This is a genomic window from Bacillus sp. PSXD-155 (genome assembly GCF_049310765.1).
GTDB classification, from domain to species: Bacteria; Bacillota; Bacilli; order Bacillales; family Bacillaceae_G; genus Bacillus_A; species Bacillus_A cereus.
The window spans coordinates 40,326-57,715 of the sequence record NZ_JBMOWC010000004.1; the positions used below are offsets into that span (position 1 = coordinate 40,326).

A 17,390-nucleotide genomic window follows, 5' to 3' on the forward strand; every position below is an offset into this window, starting at 1 on the left:
TAATTTCTTCTGTAATCAATTTAACTGTATAGTATAACTCTTAAACTAATGATGCAGGTTAATTGAGGAAAAGTACTTAACAAAGGAGAATTGCAGATGTCTATGAACAGGTGGTTATTTCGATTCAGCAGTTTGCTTGTAATGATTGTATGGTGGATGTCTTTAGGATCCTTTCATGTATTTGCCTCAGTTAATGTCGTAACACAACCCACCGATGTAACGAACGTGATTGAGGTTGAACTAAATGATGATTACTTTAATCCAAATGTCATCACGATTCCGCTTGAAGGATCAACAACATTACTATTGAAAAATAAAGGTAAAAACGAGCACACCTTTACAGTGAAAAAACTCGGCATTGACGTCGTAGTTGAGTCAGGAAAAGAAAAGAATATTACCGTGAAACCTAAAAATACTGGTACATATGAATTAATATGTCGATACCATCTCCTTAAAGGAATGGAAGGCAAAGTAATCGTCAAATAACATGCCAGGCCAACTAGACGGAAGATATCTTGAAATGAACTTTAAATATGAAAAGGATTTATTATCATGTTACAAATTTAACTCAAAAATATTGAAATAAAAAGAAGTTCCAAAAGAGGAACTTCTTTTACTTAATTTCGATATCTGCAGAATGAATATGATGTACTTTCCCCTCATGATCCTCCAGAAGTAATACACCATCCTCTGTGATTCCTTTTGCTAACCCCGTAATCGTCTCTCTCATCGTTCGAGCGGTAATTTCTTTCCCGATGCTCACAGCGTAACTTTCCCAAAGAATTTTAATGACAGAGAAACCATTTTTTAAATACTCTTCATATAATTTTTCTAGTTGTAAATAGATTTGTTGCATAAGTTCTGCACGAACAATCGGCTTACCTGATTCAATCGCTAATGAAGTAGCAATGTGCTGAATTTCTTCATCAAAATGTTCTTGCTTTTGATTCGCATTAATACCGATGCCCATAATGACAGCATTAATTTTATCAGGATCCGCTTGCATTTCTGTTAATATACCTACAGCCTTTTTACCTTGAATTAAAATGTCATTTGGCCATTTTATTCCCACGTCTACACCTGTACATTTTTCAATTGCCTGTGCAACACTAACAGCCGCTAACAAAGTAAGTTGCGGTGCATGATGAACTGGAATCGATGGGCGTAAAATAATACTCATCCAAATTCCTGTTCCTTTTGGTGAATGCCATTTTCTGCTTAAACGACCTCTTCCCGCTGTTTGTTCTTCTGCTACAACGATAGTTCCTTCTTCTGCACCTTCATAAGCAAGTTTTGCTGCAATGTGCTGCGTTGATTCAACAGTTTCTTCAAAATACACTGTTCTACCAATTCGCTTCGTTTGTAGCCCTAACTGAATTTCATTAGCAGTCACTTTGTCTGGCTTACTTGCAATTCGGTAACCTAATCGGCGCACAGCTTCAAGTTCATATCCCTCACTCCGGAGATCTTCCATATGTTTCCACACAGCAGTTCTTGAACAACCAAGTTTATCACTAATCGTTTGGCCGGATACAAACTCGCCATCCGCTTCAGAAAAAACTTGTAATAACTGCTTTCTTATAGTAGATTGCATCCTTGCAGCCACTCCCTTATACGCTCTTTCTCATTAACTACGTTTCCTTTTACAATTGCTTCCTCGATTTTCTGAAGCATGTCAGCAACCCACGGACCAGGCTTTTTGTTTGCCCAGTTTAATAAATCATTACCAGTCACATTCATTTCTTGACGACCCTGGATTGGCAATGCATGAAACATTGATTGTACTCGTTTAACAGATGTAGGATCATAGCTTTCAATCATCGCTTCATATACTCTCTCTGCCATTTCAGCGATATAAATTCCCGTTTTATAAAGAAGGACTGTATCCCAATCCTTCTCCTTTCTAGTACGGATTGCCAATAAAACTGCAACAATATCTTTTATTTTTTTATTCGAAAACTTCCATTGACGTAAAAAGACAGATGGATGTTCTTCTCCGATACAATATAAGAAAAATGCCCACGCCTCAATATCCGTTTCGAAAGAATCCCATTTATACTGCGTAGCTTTTAACAGTCTCTCTTCTGACATTTGTAAATATGGCAAATGAGAAAATAGCTTCGTCTCTACTAATTCTTTGAGACCTTTCACACAATATGTACCAGTTAACAATTTCTCAAACTCTACTGTAATGCGCTCAATTGCTATATGTTCTAGCAAATGTCCATACGTTTCAATCGCTTGCTTCGTTTTCGTTTCTAATGAAAAACCTAACGCGCTTACAAACCGAATACCACGCATCATTCGCAGGGCATCTTCTTGAAAACGATCCGCAGCATTTCCAACTGTCACAATTTCTCTCTGTTGAATGGCTTCCTGCCCAGCAAATAAATCAACCATTTCGCCTTCTTCTGTCATAGCAATTGCATTCATCGTGAAATCACGACGTTTTAAATCCTCTTCTAATGAACGAACAAATTGAACACTACTAGGTCTTCGAAAATCTTCATATTCGCTTTCTGTTCGAAAAGTAGTTACCTCATAAGGCTCACCATTTTCTAAAACAATTACAGTTCCATGCTCAAGACCAACAGGAACATTTCTTGGGAATATAGCCATCACTTCTTCTGGTAAAGCAGATGTCGCAATATCAATATCTCCAATCGGCCTATCGATAATAAGATCTCGTACGCTCCCACCAACAAAGTAAGCCTCATGTCCTTGTTGTTTTAATGTCTCAATAATAGAACTAGCTTTTTTAAATCTTTCCATTTTTGTCATCCCTTAGTACGTCATAGTAAATCGTTTCATATTGTGAAACAATTTTTTCTGAGCGAAATTGCTCATAAACACTTTCTCTTGCTCGTTCTCCCATATTACGGTGAAGTTCCTCGTCCTTTAAGAGCTGAGTAGCTTGATTTGCCACTCCTGTTGTATCGCCAACTTCACATAAATATCCTGTTTCCCCGTGTTGAATAACCTCTGGAATACCTCCAACCCGTGTTCCGATACAAGGTACACCACACGCCATTGCTTCTAATAAAACAAGACCAAAACTTTCCTTCTCTGATAGAAGCAACATTAAATCACTCATCGCAAGTAGTTCTGCAACATTATCTTGCTTCCCTAGGAATAAAACACGATCTTCAATATGTAAATTCTTCACTATCTGTAAAATCGTACAGAATTCTGGTCCGTCTCCAACAAGAAGCAACTTCGCATCTACTTCTTTAACAATTTTAGCAAATGCCTCAACAACATCCTGCACACGTTTCACTTTACGGAAATTCGAAATATGAATAAGTACTTTTTCACTCTCACTTATACCGTATTCTTTCTTTAATTGAGACATATTACGTTTGAAATATACACGTTCGTCTATAAAGTTATATACCGTTTGAATTTCTTTACTTGGTTTTACAAGCTCATGCGTTTCGTTAATTAATGAATGCGAGACAGCAGTAACAACATCCGATTGCTCAATACCAAAACGAATTAAATTATTTAACGAAGGGTCGGAACCTAACACAGTAATATCTGTTCCATGCAAGGTTGTAACAATTTTAATACGCTCTCCGATCATTTGTTTTGCTAAATATGCACAAATTGCATGTGGTATTGCGTAATGCACATGTAAAATGTCTAAGTTTTCTCTTTGTGCAACCTCTGCCATTTTACTTGCTAACGCTAAATCGTATGGTGGATATTGAAATACAGAGTACTGGCTTACCGTCACTTCATGAAAATATATGTTTGGATATACTTTATTTAACCGGAATGGTAAACCCGATGTAATAAAGTGAATTTCATGCCCGCGTTCCGCCAATTGCTTTCCTAATTCTGTTCCAACAACTCCAGAACCACCTACAGAAGGATAACATGTAATACCTATTTTTAATTTCATTTACATCCCCCTAATAAATCAGCATGTAATAAAACCGGTTTCTTACTCATAAATCCCTCGGCATACAAGACTCCAACTTCTTTTCCAAACATCTTCTCACGAGCAATCACAGTTTCAACGTATCCTTCTGTTAACGGTGTCTTAACCCCATCACTTCCTGTTGAAAATTGACTTTCATATGCTTCTAATGCTTCCACCTTTATAGAGAGGTACTCACTTATATCTATACAAAAATTCGGTTTATGAAAACCATTAATCATATAATTATAAAAAGACTCCACACGATGTGGTGAAAGTTCCGGCATATATTTACGGATTCCTGCTGAAAAAATAGCCTCTTCCACAAGCTTTGCACAATTTGCATGATCTGGATGACGATCTTCATAGTATGGCGCAAAAACTAGTTTTGGTTTATATGTACGGATCACCTTGACAATTTCACGTATATACTCTTCTTTCATATACAAACCACGGTCTGGCATCGCTAAATTCAGCCTCGTTTTTACTCCCATTATACGAGCTGCGACCTCTGCTTCTTCTTTTCTCAACTCTATCGTTCCATTGGAAGAAAGATCAGCTTCTGTTAAATCACAAATACCTACTTCATACCCTTGCTTTGTATATTTAGCGATGGTACCAGCCATGCCGATTTCAACATCATCGGCATGAGCACCAAACGCTAATATATGTAATCCACTCATAATTGTTCCCCTCATTTTCTTAACTTACGATAATCTAAATCTCCTCGCTCTAATGCGTGCATCAACATTTCAGCACTTGCCATATTCGTTGCAAGTGGAATCGCATATACATCACATAAACGAAGCAATGCATTCACATCCGGTTCATGCGGCTGTGCTGTTAATGGATCGCGGAAGAAAATCACCATATCTAAATCGTTTTTTGCAATCATTGCACCAATTTCTTGATCTCCACCAAGAGGGCCAGATTGATATCTTGTTACAACTAATCCAGTCGCTTCCATAATACGAAGCCCTGTCGTTCCTGTTGCAAATAATTCATGTTGCTCAAAAATTGGTTTATATGCGTATGCAAACGAAACCATATCATTTTTCTTTTTGTCATGTGCGATTAAGGCAATTTTCATCCGTTGTCTCCCCTTTAGTCGATAATATTTTCTAAACCGTACACAAGATGATCAAGGTTCATTACTGTCTCAATTGATAGTTTTACACCTGACATAAATGATGCACGATTGAATGAATCATGACGAACTGTTAACATTTGTCCATCTCCACCAAACATTACTTCTTGGTGTGCAATAAGCCCTGGCAAACGTACACTATGAATGTGAATACCGTCTACATTTGCACCACGTGCACCTGCTAGTTGCTCTACTTCATTTGGATGACCTTGCTGCTTTGATTCACGATTTTGACGAATTAATTCTACCGTTTTTACAGCTGTACCAGATGGTGCGTCTAATTTTTGATCATGATGTAATTCAATTACCTCAACATCTTGGAAATATTTCGCTGCCATTTGTGAGAATTTCATTATAAGAACTGCACCAATTGCAAAGTTTGGAGCAATAATTGTTCCTACTGCTTTTTCTTTTGCATTCTCTGTTAAATGTGCCAATTCTTCTTCTGTAAATCCAGTTGTACCAATAACAGAACGAAGTCCACGCTCAACTGCAAGTGTAACGTGTTGTTTCCCAACTTCTGGTGTTGTTAAATCTAACAACACATCTGCTTCTACTTCATCTAAACAAGTATGTAAATCAGCGTAAATCGGTGCATGTAATGCTGGCATGCCAGGTAAATCAGAAATCTTCTCACCACCATGCTTATAATCCACTGCTGCTACTAAATTAAAATGTTCCGTTCTTTCCATAAGAAGGACTGCTTCATGTCCCATACGTCCTCTTGGTCCGGCGATAATTACTTTAATTTCTTTCATTATTCTTTCTCTCCCTCATCAATACGTGTCCAGCGATCTTTATCACGTGTATTAAATTTATTCATTACAATGTTATGTGCTGTCTCTAAATCAATATTTAAACTATTTGCCATACAAATCATAACAAATAATACATCTCCAAGCTCTTCTTCAATACTTCTTTCTTTTTCAGTTGTTTTCTTCGGTTTCTCACCATAATAATGATTTACCTCTCTCGCAAGCTCTCCCATTTCTTCCGTTAAACGAGCCATCATTGCAAGCGGACTGAAATAACCTTCTTTAAACTGACCAATATATGCATCTACTTCTTTCTGCATATCTTTCATCGTTTTTGCTTCCATACTATTCACCTCTAATCCTTCCTCTTTCATGTTAGCCAATTCATCGCGATTTGACAAATATTATTCCCCGCCAAACACCTATTTGCGACCCTTTTTTGGATAGACTATAATAAAGTGAAACTTTCTTTTGCGCTTTTTACAAAAGATTAGTTGAACCAATCGGGTTCCTACGGCTGGTTCGCCTTTCTTCAGAGCTTTATCTCCTACCAGCCGTTGGAACGGGGTAAAGTGAAACTTTCTTTTGCGCTTTTTGCAAAAGATTAGCCCATACTAATCGAGTTCTTACTATTTTCACTAGCAACTAGAAATTACTTATTATTATGTTTTACCGTTTCAGCGGAGCAATGTAATCATTACATAATTAGGGGGATTTCTATATGACATCAAAATTGAAGATGCGAAATATTATTTTTATTTTAATCGGTTCCGCTATATTTTCTTTCGGTATTGTCAATATCAATATTGAAAACCACCTTGCAGAAGGTGGGTTTACTGGTATTACACTATTATTGTATTTTTTATTTAAGTTTGATCCTTCCTACTCAAACTTAATTTTAAATATCCCTATATTTTTTATTGGCTGGAGGTTACTTGGCAGAACGACATTTTTATATACATTAATCGGCACATTTAGCGTATCTTTATTTCTATGGATTTTCCAGCGTTACGAAGTGCTCAACTTACATTTAAACTTGCAAAATGATATGACACTCGCAGCTTTATTCGCCGGGGCATTTATCGGTATCGGCCTTGGGATAATATTTAAATATGGCGGGACTACTGGCGGTGTAGATATTATCGCACGACTAGCTCACAAATATGTTGGCTGGAGTATGGGTAAAACGATGTTTATGTTCGATGCTGTCGTTATCGTCGTCTCTATTCTTACCTATTTATCATACCGCGAGGGTATGTATACGTTAGTTGCTGTTTTTATCGGGGCTAAAGTCATTGATTTTATGCAAGAAGGAGCCTATGCCGCCAAAGGAGCGACTATTATCTCAGAGAAAAACGATGAAATTGCTGCCAAAATTTTATCTGAAATGGAGCGCGGAGCAACCTTTTTAAAGGCTGTTGGATCGTATACAAAAGTGGAACGTAACGTACTGTATTGCGTTGTTGCTAAAAATGAAATCGTGAAATTAAAGAATATTATTACTTCAGTAGATCCTCATGCATTTGTCGCTGTAAGTGATGTACATGATGTAGTTGGTGAAGGATTTACGTTAGATGAAAATAAAAACCCTTTACATAATTAAATGTAACTAGAAAAGCGCCTTAGCTTTTCTAGTTTTTTATTACAAGTCTTTTAAGCTTCTCCAAATCCTCATAAATAAGCTCCAATAAACTCCGATTATAAAAAATGGAAGCTGGATGAAAAGTTGGAAAAACATGATATTCATTCTCTGACCATGTAAACTCTGCACTTTGCATATCCTTTAATTTTTGAATGGGCTGTTTTAATAATTGCCCGTGTACATCTGTGATTTTTTTATTTTTTCCTGTTAAACGTTGAAGACCAATATTTCCAAGTGTGACGATAAGCCTCGGATTTATTTTCTCTAATTCATAATCTAACAAAGGCGCATGGGCAACTATTTCTCCTTGATTTGGCGTTCTATTATACTTTTTTTGTATGCTTTCACCATTTCGTTCTTTTTTCTCTCGCCATTTATAAGGTCTACTCCGAACAGCGCTCGTAATATATACTTCTTCCCTCGTAACGTGAATACGCTCTAAAAAACCCATTAATTGTTTTCCCGACCTCCCGCTAAACGGAATCCCATTATGAATTTCCGTTTCACCAGGCGCTTCTCCTAACAACATAAATTTGGGATTTTCAGGACCTTGTCCACTTAAAAAACCTTCTAGTTGATAAGGAGCACTACGCTCTTTCACTTGTTTTACTAAATGGTCTGGATATTTCATTTCCCCCACCGCCTTTCCGCATTACTTCTATTATTTCTATTTGTAATACATTATATAATTCAATCCACACAACAAAAAAAGACTATCAAAATTGATAGTCTTTAGTCGTCGCTACGCTGCATACCAGTATACATTAATACGAGACGTAATAATTCAAATACCGCTACAGCTGCAGCTGCTACATATGTTAATGCTGCTGCATTTAATACTTTACGAGCTTGGCCATATTCATCTGTTGATACGATACCTAACGCTTCAATTTGTTGCATTGCACGCTTTGAAGCATCGAACTCAACTGGTAATGTAACAAGTTGGAACACAACACCTGCAGCCATTAAAATAATTCCTAATAACAATAGTTTCGACATTGTCGCAAATATACCAATCATAATAAATACCCATGATATATTCGATCCAAAATTCGCCACAGGAACTAACGAATGACGAATACGCATAAAGTTATAATCTTGCGCATCTTGAATTGCGTGTCCTACTTCATGTGCTGCCACTGCTGTACCAGCAACTGAATGTCCATAATAGTTATCTGTTGATAATCGAACCGTCTTGGCCGTTGGATCATAATGGTCTGATAAATGACCTGGTGTTTCTTCCACAGCTACATTGTATAATCCATTTTCATCTAAAATTTTTCGAGCCACTTCCGCTCCTGTCATACCTGATGTTGAATAAACTTGTGAATACTTGCTATAGGCACTTCGTACTCTTGACTGTGCATACAACGGTATGATCATTATGATCGCGAAGTAAATTAAATAAAACATCATGAACCTCCATTGAAGTTTTAATTATAGTACTTCTCATTCTATTTTCTTCTGCCACTATTGTCAATGAATAAACCTTACAATCCATATCTTTACTTATTACATTATCTATTTTTAGAATGCACATTACTTTTTCTTTTTTCTCTCTCTCCTTTATACTTTCTCCATCCAACATAAGTTAATGTGAATAAAATAAGTCCCCCAGTAATTGTCATAAACCAAATGAGAGAAGGTGCAATTTCATCCTTTTTTACTGTGTGAAATATCTTTTGCAAATCCCCTTTAATAATCCCTAATTGCATTTGGCCACCTTTCGTTTTTAACATAACGTTACGAAATTCATCCAAATAAGATAAATGAACATTTACACGCTGTACCTCGTTTTCTGGCAAAGCAATCATTAAACTTGGATAAATAATATTGAATTCATTTAAAAATGTATTTAATGTTTGTTGAAACTGCCCAGCATCTTCTTTTTCCATCGCTTTTTCCATTTGAGAAAAAGCATCCATTACTTTCCTTTCTCTTTCCATCCAAAGTGGTTGATATTTCGATACTTGTGCATCAACAGCAAGTTGTAATGCCAACACATCATCCATTTTAGCTTGCTTACCTAAACCTTCTTCAGAGAGCGATTGCTGCGCCTTGTCGTAAGCTAAAGAAATAACTCTAACGTGATCTGGTGTTACTTCATGCTTCTTTTCATTCCCCTTCATTAAAAATTGCTCTGAGAAAAGTTGTAATACTTGTACCGCTTTTTCATCTTCATTACGCTTCACTAACTGTAACGAGTCGTCTAACAACCCTGTTAGCTCATTCCACTCTTCAGCATATATACGTAACGGAAACATTATAATTAGAAATGCTATCAATCCAATTAATGTTCTCTTCATCCCGGTCCCCCCTATAACTACTAGTACAAAATATGTTAATTGGGACAAGAATAGAACAGAACTGAACCGAAAAATATATTATCGTTTTACAAAATATCTATATAAGCTATAACAAAGTATACTACCACCTAAAATGAATAATAAAATAGCACACGCAGCATGCATAAAGAACTCCTCTGGTAGCATTAATATAACTGGATCCGTTTCAATATCAAACATCCAATAATCATTACTGAATAAAAGCTTATGGAATAATACAAAGCTCTTTTCAAAATTAATAGCGATTGGTAACATAAGCGCTATCGGAAAAATGATTGTTAAAATTGATCCGTGCAGTAAAAACTTTTCATTTTTCTTTTTTAATAAATAAATTCCCCCTATCACTGCAATCATAATTGTCGCATACATCACATATTGAATCTTTACTAAAATATTTTTAACATCTACAAAATGAATACGGCCATTTGTAGACATATCTAATGTTGGCAAATGTAATGCTCCGTCATAAAACGGGGATAAATATGTAATAAGCACATCGTAATTTCTTTTAATTTCATCCTTCGTCATATCCGCTAAATCAGGAATATTTAAAAAATCAATTTCAAAATAATACAGCCATTTTCCATACACAACTGCCGTTGTTGCGAGTGCAAAAATAGAAAATGCTATGCTATATGAAACAACTAAAGTAATCAATCGATCCAATATTTTTGTACCACTCTTATTTTTCTCCATGTTCTCCCCCTAAATGTTCTAACCATCATAAAGAAAATTGTTTCCTGTGCTCACGTAAGCAACAATAATATGTAATACATAGTACAGCAACGCTTAACCAAAACGTAAAATAACCAATTTCCTCTACAAACAAATGCATAATTCCATATCGTGGCATTTGCCAAAATAAATAATCAATTGCATCGTTATGCAACGTCCATACACCCGCTACTATAAAATGCCATTTTTTTATACGGTAAAATGGAGCATATAAAACACCTTGCACTGCCATCGCAAAGTGCGAAAGCATTAACATGTAGCCCATAAGGCCAATAGGACCTTTTACGTAAATCATAATCGCATTTACAACAACAGCCCAAATACCATATTTTATTAAAGTAACAATCGCTAGCGCTTCTATTAATCCCCAGTTTCTCTTTGTCAAAAAAGCAATTAAAACAAAGACAAAAAAGAGACTCGCCATAGGACTATCTGGTACAAACGGCCAAAATATAGGTGACGTTTCTTTCAGTTGATTTCCGTACCATATAAACCCGTAAATTGTACCTAATATGTTAACAACCAATAAAAATAATAATACCGAGCGTTGTCTTAACATTGCATACAAGTACACCAATCTGTATGTCCAACACCTTTCAAGCAAAGTAATTCATTCACTAAATCCTACTCTATTATAACAAACTTCATCCAACTAAATAGAAAAGCTGACTACAAATTTTGTAGTCAGCTTTTTATTATTTTTTATTATACTTTGCAACGAATTCCGAAAGCTTCTTCAGTTCCTCATCTGTACCTTTAAATACACCTTTAGGCATGGAACCTTTTCCATCTTTCGCAATTTTAGCAATTTCTTCTGGCTTTAAAGTTAAGTTTTGCAGTGCTGGTGCTGCCGCCCCGCCCTGTAAGTTGTCACCATGACATGTTAAACAAGTATTTTTTTGCATTAATTTATAGCCATCATCATTTTTATCAACTGGCGCGGTTTTTACAATTGCTCCTTGTTTCTTTGCAGCTTCCCAGTCGTGGTGTGCTACAGATTCCCAAGTTAAAAAGATAATCGATGCAATTGCTAAAAGCATAAATCCAGTTGCTACAGGACGCTTCAATGGACGTCTTTCTGGACCTCGATCAAGAAATGGAGCTAACAGTAATGCACCAAACGCAATCCCTGGCATAATAAACGCTCCAATTACAGTAAATGAACCGGAAGCATAAGAATACTTTAATAACTGATACAAGAATAAGAAATACCAATCTGGAAGTGGTATATATCCAGCATCTGTTGGATCCGCCATTCTCTCAAGCGGCGACGGATGCGCCACTGTTAAACATAAATAACCGATTAAAAAAACTGCACCAACCATCCATTCTTTTAACAAGAAGTTCGGCCAAAATGCTTCTGTTTTCCCTGGGTATTCAGAATAGTCTTTTGGAATATTTGGTTTCCGAGCTACCGGTACCCGAGAATCTCCTACAAACTTCATCCCTTTGCCGCGATGCATAATCTCCCTCCTTTAGTTCTTTCCCCTTTAATTTAGCAATCTCTTATAGTGGACCGGAAATACCTTGTTTGCGAATCATGATGAAGTGGAAGGCCATTAAACCTAGAAGTGCTGCTGGTAAGAAGAAGACGTGAATAGCAAAGAAGCGAGTTAATGTTTGAGCGCCAACAATTTCGGAATGACCAGCGAGTAATGTTTTAATATAAGGACCAATGAGCGGTGTTTGCTCTGCAATTTGAATCCCTACTTTTGTAGCAAATAAAGCTTTCATATCCCACGGTAATAAATATCCGGTAAAACCAAGACCTAACATAACAAAGAAAATAAGAACACCAACAATCCAGTTTAACTCACGGGGCTTTTTATACGCACCTTGGAAGAAAACTCTGAGTGTATGTAAAAACATCATTACAATTACGAGACTAGCACCCCAGTGGTGCATACCACGAACAATTTGCCCATAAGCAACTTCATTTTGTAAATAGTAAACTGATTCCCAAGCATTTTTAATATCAGGCACATAATACATCGTCAAAAACATTCCAGATAAAATTTGAATTACAGTAACGAAAAAGGTAAGTCCTCCAAAGCAATAGACGAATGCAGAAAAGTGATGTGCCGGGTTTACATGTTCAGGTACTTCATGATCAGCGATATCACGCCATATCGGTGTAATATCTAATCTTTCATCTACCCAATCATAAATTTTATTTAACATCTACTTTGCACCCCCTCTTGGCTTCGCTTTTCCTAGATACAGCGTTCCATCTTTCACTTTAGACTCGTACACATCCAGCGGAGCAAGGGGTGGCGTACCTTTAATGTTCATCCCATCTTTTGTATAACGACCCCCGTGACATGGACAAAAGAATTGATTCGGATGTGCTTTGTCCGAATTCCAGTTAACTGTACATCCTAAATGTTTACATACTGGAGAGAACGCAACAATGTCTCCGCTTTCATCTTTATGAACCCAAGCCGATTTTGGTTCTTCAGACTTGTACCAACCATCAACCTGTTTCACTTTAAAATCGAAACGCTTCGGCTCTGTTGTAATATCCTTTACTTGCGCAACAGCAACCATATCTGTTCCGGCTTCTTTTCTTAACACCGGATCAAGCGCAAATCGCGTCATCGGCATTAAAATACCGGCAGCCATAAAGCCTCCTACCCCTGTGAGTGTGTAATTTAAAAATTGTCTTCTTGACACGCGATGTTCTTTCTCGCTCACGAAAATTCCCCCCCTCTATCAGAAATTGTCCCCTCGTGATAAATTATATAAAAAATAAAAACTAGGACACTATCATGATATAATACGCTCATGCACAGGTCAATATCATACTACTCATAATAATAAGAACTTTCTGTTTATTGTGAGTTTCCCCACTTCTCTTCCAACATCACCATTATATTTTTTATATGTGCATGAATAACTTCTCTTTTTGCTTGATCACTAAATTGTTCTAATGCTAATGAAGGAAACCAAAATAAATCTCCCTGTAACTCTTGCATATCCTCTTTCCATGAAAAATCACTTGTAACATAAGCAATATGCTTAAAACCTTCGCTTCGTAAATGATTTGTCCATTCTTGCAAACGACCTTTTTCATTCTTTTGACTTTCTACCAAATAAGTAAACGCAGGTAGTAAAAGCACTCTTCCTTTATACTCTCTTTCCAATTCCGTGCTCAACAATTCGATAAATTCACCTTGTTCTACAACCATTTTCATTTCTTGTGCTGCCGAAATTGATAAAAGCGGTATTACTCCTGTATCAACATACTCTCTTGCTTGTTCAAACTGTTCCACATCTTTTACACTCCACTTCAAATTCCTTCCCTCCTTCACTTGCAAATGACAGAACTTTCACTTTATATATATTAAACCATACTAAAAGAGGTAAAAAAAGAAAAACTACCCAATATAGGTAGTTTTTCTTGGCGAAAGTCTGAAATTTGTAAAAATTTATTAATCCAAATAAATTCTATAAAGTCTTTAACTCGGCCGTTAATCTATGAAACGCTTCCTTATCTTGCTTATCTAACGCTTCATCAATTTGTTTCAAAAGGCGTTCTCTCCTAAATGAAAATACACTTTCTTCCAAAAACCTTTCTGCAAGTAAACGATCTTTTTCATTTACTTCAATATGCTTTGGTAGATATGGGTTTTCTTCTAATACAGCTACATAATTCGCATTTTGAAACGATGATTTAAAGTTGAGTTGAATATAAATATCCTCATCTCGATTTAAACGAATATCATGAAACGATTTTTCAGCATCTGTTGTCATAACATTTTGTTTAAAAAAGTGAAACGGTGTGTCTTTCACACAATTCGCTGACATCACTAAGCCACGCGGACAATATTTTGCATGCTCTACGAAGTGGACTTTATGCATCAATTGGTCGTGACTCATTAAATAATTCAGAATCCATACACATTCACGCTGTTTCAGTTGGTAATTATTCAAAAACCATTTTACAAAATCCTTCTTCTCGTTTACAGAAACAGGGGTATTCATAGCAATTAAGTCCCTCCTCTGTCTTTCTCTTTTCTTTTTAGATTCAAGAAGCGGCATTCAGTTTCCTTCCAACTTATGAAAAATCCTCTAAATTATATAACAACTCTTCAATATGAATTTGTGTCGGGTCTAGTTGTAATAACTGGGTAAATACTTCTTTCGCCTCTTTTCGCTTTCCTTCTTCCAATAAGAAATAACCGTATTCTTCTAAGAAGTCTGGATGATTCTTAAAAGAAGTATATGCACTTTCATAGTGTTTTAATGCATCCGAATACATTTCTAATTGTTTTTTTGCATACGCAAGGTCCCAAAGTAGTTGTGTATCTGGTTCTCCACTATCAATAGCACGCTCTACAATTGCAATTAACTCTTCGTACTTTTCTTGTCCTTTTAAGATATACGCATATTTTAATGTTGCGCCTAAATGCCCTGGGTCTAACTCAAGTGCTTTTTGAAGAACTTCCTCTGCTTCTACTATTTTTCCTAATTTCGCCGCAATGTTCGCTAACTCTACATAAAACGGAACTGAAAGCTCATCTACTTTAATTCCTTCATGAAGCGTTTCATAGCTTTCTTGAAGCATTCCTTCTTTTTCATAGCTTTTCGCTAAATACATGTACAGTGATGCGTACTCAGGGTCTAATTCTTTTAGTTCTTGCCAAGCACCGATTGCTCTCTGATATTCTTCACCTTGGTATAATGTGAAGGCATATCCAAATAATGAGTGAATATCTTTTTGTTCCTCTAGGCCTGCTTCATAATAAGAAATCGCCTCTTCCCAGTTTCCAATCGCACTTAACGTTTCTGCAAGACGAAGTGCGATTACAACACCACCCATTACTTTATGTTCAGCTAATAGCGATTCATAATAAGTAATTGCCTTTTGTTCTTCACCTTTACTACTATATAATTCTGCTAACCCAAACGTAATAACAGGTTCATCAGGCATCATTTCTTTCGCCTTTAATAGTTTTTGCTCTGCTACATCATCAAAACCTTGCATTTGGAATAAATCTGCAACAAGTAATAAAGATTGAACATATAAATCGTCATTTTCTGGAATATCATGAAGTACTTCAATCGCTTCATCTTCTTTATCTAGATCAATATATAATTCTGCTAAAAATACAGTGAATTCACTTTCTTCCGGATACAGTAAACGTAAGTCTTCAGTAATCGCTAATGCCTCATCTGTAAATCCAAGTGTATGATAGTAACGAGCGATATCATACTTCTCTTCATCATTTGCAATTTTTAATTGTTCTTTTAATAATTGTAATCCTTTTTCCGCTTCACCATTTTCAATATATGAAACAGCTTGTTCAAACTTTTGCATAAACGTCTCCTTTAATTCTAAAAAATATTCTCTTCTGTTCATTTATCATAAGCAACTCACTGTTAGAACGCAACCTTTAGAATGAGCATGCTTCTTCTTATACTTCTTCTTACAGAGTAGGTAATTGTTCAAAAGGTTCGGATATGACACCGATACCTTATCATCATCTTCTATTGTACCGCTTTCTTTTATGACCGTGCAAATAACTTCTCTCACTAATTATCAAGCCATACAAACCGTGATTTACAGAACAACTTAATTACCAGTCTTCAACCTTTATTTTTAATACGATAAAAAAGGCTCCTATAATAGGAGCCTTCACAATCTCTTAAGAATATGTTTCTTCTTTCTGTACTTGCTCATTTACAAGCTCTTTCAGCAACTCTATAATTTCATCATTTTCTTCTTTCAAACCGACCGTAATACGAATACCATCATCGATACCAAATGCAGCACCAGAACGAACGATATATCCTTTTTTCATTAATCGTTCGAAAGCTTCATTACCTGGTATACCAAGTTTTAAGAAAATGAAATTTGTTTGAGATGGATAATAGAATACGTTATATTCTTTACAAAATGCATAATACTGATTTAGACCTTCAGCATTCTTTTTCACACAATCTTGTAAAAAGGCTTGATCTTCTAATGCAGCGAGTGCTACAGATTGCGCTACAGTTGATGTATTGAATGGTAACCTCGCTACTTCTAGCTGTCCGATTAACTTCGCATCCCCAATCGCATATCCGATACGAAAAGCAGCTAAACCATATGCTTTTGAAAACGTGCGTAAAACCATAAGATTTTCATACTTTTCAAGAAGTGGCAATGTTTGCGGATAGTCTTCTGCTTCCGCGTATTCATAATATGCTTCGTCCATAATAACGAGAGCCGACTTAGGAACTGATTCTAAAAATGAAAGTAATTTTTGTTTCTCAACATATGTACCTGTCGGATTATTCGGATTACAAATCCATACAATTTTCGTTTTATCATCTACTTGCTCTAGCATTGCATCTAAATCGTGAATACCGTCTTTAAGTGATACTTCACGAACTTCTGCTCCTTCAATAACAGCATGGTGATGATATTGTGAAAACGTAGGATTCGCCATTACAACGTTTGTTCCTTCATGTAGTAACGCTCGGCTAATCATTTGAATGACTTCATCTAATCCACTACCAAATAGTAGTTGTTCTGCTTTTACACCTAAATGTTCCGCTACTTTTGTCCGAAGTTCAAAGGCATATCCATCTGGATAAAGGGCATATTGGCTCGCTAAAGAAGTTAATGCTTCTGTCACACGCGCTGAGCAACCGAATGGATTTTCGTTCGATGCTAATTTCACAATTTTCGATAATCCATATTCCCTTTTTACTTCTTCAATGTTTTTCCCAGGCACATACGCTCTCAAAGTTAACAATTGCTCTTTCACTCTCATTTTTCTTCCCCCAGTCATTTCATTCAATTTGATTACAATACAGTTATAGCCCCTTACTGTAATCTTTTATCATAACCGTCACT

General features: G+C 36.2%; 21 protein-coding genes. 2 read left to right on the forward strand and 19 right to left on the reverse strand.

Going from position 1 to position 17,390, the window contains the following annotated elements; all coding sequences use genetic code 11:
- The first annotated feature begins 96 nt into the window (after nucleotides 1-96).
- Nucleotides 97-486, forward strand: coding sequence for a cupredoxin domain-containing protein (locus tag ACO6VI_RS04840; protein ID WP_000062382.1), 390 nt, complete (start codon nucleotides 97-99; stop codon nucleotides 484-486).
- Between the two features lie 127 nt (nucleotides 487-613).
- Here ACO6VI_RS04840 and ACO6VI_RS04845 read toward each other — a convergent pair whose 3' ends face one another.
- Genes ACO6VI_RS04845 through ACO6VI_RS04875 form a run of 7 tightly spaced genes read right to left on the reverse strand, consistent with a single transcriptional unit; the run spans nucleotide 614 to nucleotide 6,168 of the window.
- A complete protein-coding gene (locus ACO6VI_RS04845; protein ID WP_001192055.1) occupies nucleotides 614-1,594 on the reverse strand; it encodes a biotin--[acetyl-CoA-carboxylase] ligase in 981 nt (326 codons plus the stop codon).
- Nucleotides 1,579-2,772: a CCA tRNA nucleotidyltransferase gene (locus ACO6VI_RS04850; RefSeq protein ID WP_000439311.1), complete on the reverse strand. Its 1,194-nt coding sequence runs from the start codon at nucleotides 2,770-2,772 to the stop codon at nucleotides 1,579-1,581. The genes ACO6VI_RS04845 and ACO6VI_RS04850 overlap by 16 nt, the downstream gene beginning before the upstream one ends.
- Nucleotides 2,759-3,904, reverse strand: coding sequence for an N-acetyl-alpha-D-glucosaminyl L-malate synthase BshA (gene bshA, locus ACO6VI_RS04855; protein WP_000768317.1), 1,146 nt, complete (start codon nucleotides 3,902-3,904; stop codon nucleotides 2,759-2,761). Before bshA ends, ACO6VI_RS04850 begins: the two co-directional genes overlap by 14 nt.
- Entirely contained in the window at nucleotides 3,901-4,605 is a 705-nt protein-coding gene (gene bshB1 / locus ACO6VI_RS04860; protein WP_000015660.1) for a bacillithiol biosynthesis deacetylase BshB1, read from the reverse strand. The genes bshA and bshB1 overlap by 4 nt, the downstream gene beginning before the upstream one ends.
- An 11-nt stretch (nucleotides 4,606-4,616) precedes the next feature.
- Nucleotides 4,617-5,012, reverse strand: coding sequence for a methylglyoxal synthase (gene mgsA, locus ACO6VI_RS04865; RefSeq protein WP_000684765.1), 396 nt, complete (start codon nucleotides 5,010-5,012; stop codon nucleotides 4,617-4,619).
- A 14-nt stretch (nucleotides 5,013-5,026) separates the two neighbouring features.
- Complete coding sequence (dapB, locus tag ACO6VI_RS04870) at nucleotides 5,027-5,827, reverse strand: dihydrodipicolinate reductase (protein WP_422423006.1); 801 nt, start codon at nucleotides 5,825-5,827, stop codon at nucleotides 5,027-5,029.
- Entirely contained in the window at nucleotides 5,827-6,168 is a 342-nt protein-coding gene (locus ACO6VI_RS04875; protein ID WP_002108639.1) for a nucleotide pyrophosphohydrolase, read from the reverse strand. The genes dapB and ACO6VI_RS04875 overlap by 1 nt, the downstream gene beginning before the upstream one ends.
- Before the next feature lie 377 nt (nucleotides 6,169-6,545).
- Here ACO6VI_RS04875 and ACO6VI_RS04880 point away from each other — a divergent pair, with 377 nt between their 5' ends.
- On the forward strand, nucleotides 6,546-7,427 hold the full coding sequence (locus ACO6VI_RS04880) for a YitT family protein (protein ID WP_000202121.1): 882 nt from the start codon (nucleotides 6,546-6,548) through the stop codon (nucleotides 7,425-7,427).
- Nucleotides 7,428-7,455: 28 nt separating this feature from the next.
- On the opposite strand, the gene ACO6VI_RS04885 is transcribed toward ACO6VI_RS04880, so the two are convergent.
- The 12 genes from ACO6VI_RS04885 to hisC all read right to left on the reverse strand — a co-directional run bounded on the left by ACO6VI_RS04885 (nucleotide 7,456) and on the right by hisC (nucleotide 17,307).
- Complete coding sequence (locus ACO6VI_RS04885) at nucleotides 7,456-8,097, reverse strand: uracil-DNA glycosylase (protein WP_000876861.1); 642 nt, start codon at nucleotides 8,095-8,097, stop codon at nucleotides 7,456-7,458.
- Nucleotides 8,098-8,198: 101 nt separating this feature from the next.
- Complete coding sequence (locus tag ACO6VI_RS04890) at nucleotides 8,199-8,882, reverse strand: zinc metallopeptidase (RefSeq protein ID WP_011109966.1); 684 nt, start codon at nucleotides 8,880-8,882, stop codon at nucleotides 8,199-8,201.
- 101 nt (nucleotides 8,883-8,983) lie between these two features.
- Nucleotides 8,984-9,772 carry a sporulation protein YpjB gene (gene ypjB / locus ACO6VI_RS04895; RefSeq protein WP_161520009.1) on the reverse strand — a complete coding sequence of 263 codons (789 nt, stop codon included), beginning with the start codon at nucleotides 9,770-9,772 and terminating at the stop codon, nucleotides 8,984-8,986.
- 78 nt (nucleotides 9,773-9,850) lie between these two features.
- Nucleotides 9,851-10,507: a TIGR01906 family membrane protein gene (locus tag ACO6VI_RS04900; RefSeq protein ID WP_161520008.1), complete on the reverse strand. Its 657-nt coding sequence runs from the start codon at nucleotides 10,505-10,507 to the stop codon at nucleotides 9,851-9,853.
- A gap of 25 nt (nucleotides 10,508-10,532) precedes the next feature.
- Nucleotides 10,533-11,123, reverse strand: a complete 591-nt coding sequence (locus tag ACO6VI_RS04905) for a DUF1405 domain-containing protein (RefSeq protein WP_000262838.1) — start codon at nucleotides 11,121-11,123, stop codon at nucleotides 10,533-10,535.
- Between the two features lie 118 nt (nucleotides 11,124-11,241).
- A complete protein-coding gene (gene qcrC / locus ACO6VI_RS04910; protein WP_000554601.1) occupies nucleotides 11,242-12,009 on the reverse strand; it encodes a menaquinol-cytochrome c reductase cytochrome b/c subunit in 768 nt (255 codons plus the stop codon).
- Nucleotides 12,010-12,052: 43 nt separating this feature from the next.
- On the reverse strand, nucleotides 12,053-12,727 hold the full coding sequence (qcrB, locus tag ACO6VI_RS04915; RefSeq protein ID WP_000932700.1) for a menaquinol-cytochrome c reductase cytochrome b subunit: 675 nt from the start codon (nucleotides 12,725-12,727) through the stop codon (nucleotides 12,053-12,055).
- The gene (qcrA, locus tag ACO6VI_RS04920) at nucleotides 12,728-13,240 is read right to left on the reverse strand and encodes a menaquinol-cytochrome c reductase iron-sulfur subunit (protein ID WP_001290420.1); all 513 of its coding nucleotides are present in this window, start codon (nucleotides 13,238-13,240) and stop codon (nucleotides 12,728-12,730) included.
- 137 nt (nucleotides 13,241-13,377) lie between these two features.
- Entirely contained in the window at nucleotides 13,378-13,839 is a 462-nt protein-coding gene (locus ACO6VI_RS04925; protein WP_000872171.1) for a YpiF family protein, read from the reverse strand.
- A 154-nt stretch (nucleotides 13,840-13,993) separates the two neighbouring features.
- The gene (locus tag ACO6VI_RS04930; protein WP_001095925.1) at nucleotides 13,994-14,530 is read right to left on the reverse strand and encodes a ReoY family proteolytic degradation factor; all 537 of its coding nucleotides are present in this window, start codon (nucleotides 14,528-14,530) and stop codon (nucleotides 13,994-13,996) included.
- 73 nt (nucleotides 14,531-14,603) lie between these two features.
- Nucleotides 14,604-15,866 carry a tetratricopeptide repeat protein gene (locus ACO6VI_RS04935; protein WP_001168673.1) on the reverse strand — a complete coding sequence of 421 codons (1,263 nt, stop codon included), beginning with the start codon at nucleotides 15,864-15,866 and terminating at the stop codon, nucleotides 14,604-14,606.
- Between the two features lie 328 nt (nucleotides 15,867-16,194).
- On the reverse strand, nucleotides 16,195-17,307 hold the full coding sequence (hisC, locus tag ACO6VI_RS04940; RefSeq protein WP_001264022.1) for a histidinol-phosphate transaminase: 1,113 nt from the start codon (nucleotides 17,305-17,307) through the stop codon (nucleotides 16,195-16,197).
- Between the last annotated feature and the right edge of the window lie 83 nt (nucleotides 17,308-17,390).

Bases quoted from the DNA above. Each gene is read 5' to 3' on its own strand.
- ACO6VI_RS04880 (WP_000202121.1), top strand. From the start codon at position 6,546: ATGACATCAAAATTGAAGATGCGAAATATTATTTTTATTTTAATCGGT.
- qcrC (WP_000554601.1), bottom strand. From the start codon at position 12,009: ATGCATCGCGGCAAAGGGATGAAGTTTGTAGGAGATTCTCGGGTACCG.
- ACO6VI_RS04885 (WP_000876861.1), bottom strand. From the start codon at position 8,097: ATGAAATATCCAGACCATTTAGTAAAACAAGTGAAAGAGCGTAGTGCT.
- bshA (WP_000768317.1), bottom strand. From the start codon at position 3,904: ATGAAATTAAAAATAGGTATTACATGTTATCCTTCTGTAGGTGGTTCT.
- ACO6VI_RS04930 (WP_001095925.1), bottom strand. From the start codon at position 14,530: ATGAATACCCCTGTTTCTGTAAACGAGAAGAAGGATTTTGTAAAATGG.
- ACO6VI_RS04935 (WP_001168673.1), bottom strand. From the start codon at position 15,866: ATGCAAAAGTTTGAACAAGCTGTTTCATATATTGAAAATGGTGAAGCG.
- bshB1 (WP_000015660.1), bottom strand. From the start codon at position 4,605: ATGAGTGGATTACATATATTAGCGTTTGGTGCTCATGCCGATGATGTT.
- ypjB (WP_161520009.1), bottom strand. From the start codon at position 9,772: ATGAAGAGAACATTAATTGGATTGATAGCATTTCTAATTATAATGTTT.
- ACO6VI_RS04875 (WP_002108639.1), bottom strand. From the start codon at position 6,168: ATGGAAGCAAAAACGATGAAAGATATGCAGAAAGAAGTAGATGCATAT.
- dapB (WP_422423006.1), bottom strand. From the start codon at position 5,827: ATGAAAGAAATTAAAGTAATTATCGCCGGACCAAGAGGACGTATGGGA.
- mgsA (WP_000684765.1), bottom strand. From the start codon at position 5,012: ATGAAAATTGCCTTAATCGCACATGACAAAAAGAAAAATGATATGGTT.
- ACO6VI_RS04890 (WP_011109966.1), bottom strand. From the start codon at position 8,882: ATGATGTTTTATTTAATTTACTTCGCGATCATAATGATCATACCGTTG.
- ACO6VI_RS04900 (WP_161520008.1), bottom strand. From the start codon at position 10,507: ATGGAGAAAAATAAGAGTGGTACAAAAATATTGGATCGATTGATTACT.
- ACO6VI_RS04850 (WP_000439311.1), bottom strand. From the start codon at position 2,772: ATGGAAAGATTTAAAAAAGCTAGTTCTATTATTGAGACATTAAAACAA.
- ACO6VI_RS04840 (WP_000062382.1), top strand. From the start codon at position 97: ATGTCTATGAACAGGTGGTTATTTCGATTCAGCAGTTTGCTTGTAATG.
- qcrB (WP_000932700.1), bottom strand. From the start codon at position 12,727: ATGTTAAATAAAATTTATGATTGGGTAGATGAAAGATTAGATATTACA.
- hisC (WP_001264022.1), bottom strand. From the start codon at position 17,307: ATGAGAGTGAAAGAGCAATTGTTAACTTTGAGAGCGTATGTGCCTGGG.
- ACO6VI_RS04845 (WP_001192055.1), bottom strand. From the start codon at position 1,594: ATGCAATCTACTATAAGAAAGCAGTTATTACAAGTTTTTTCTGAAGCG.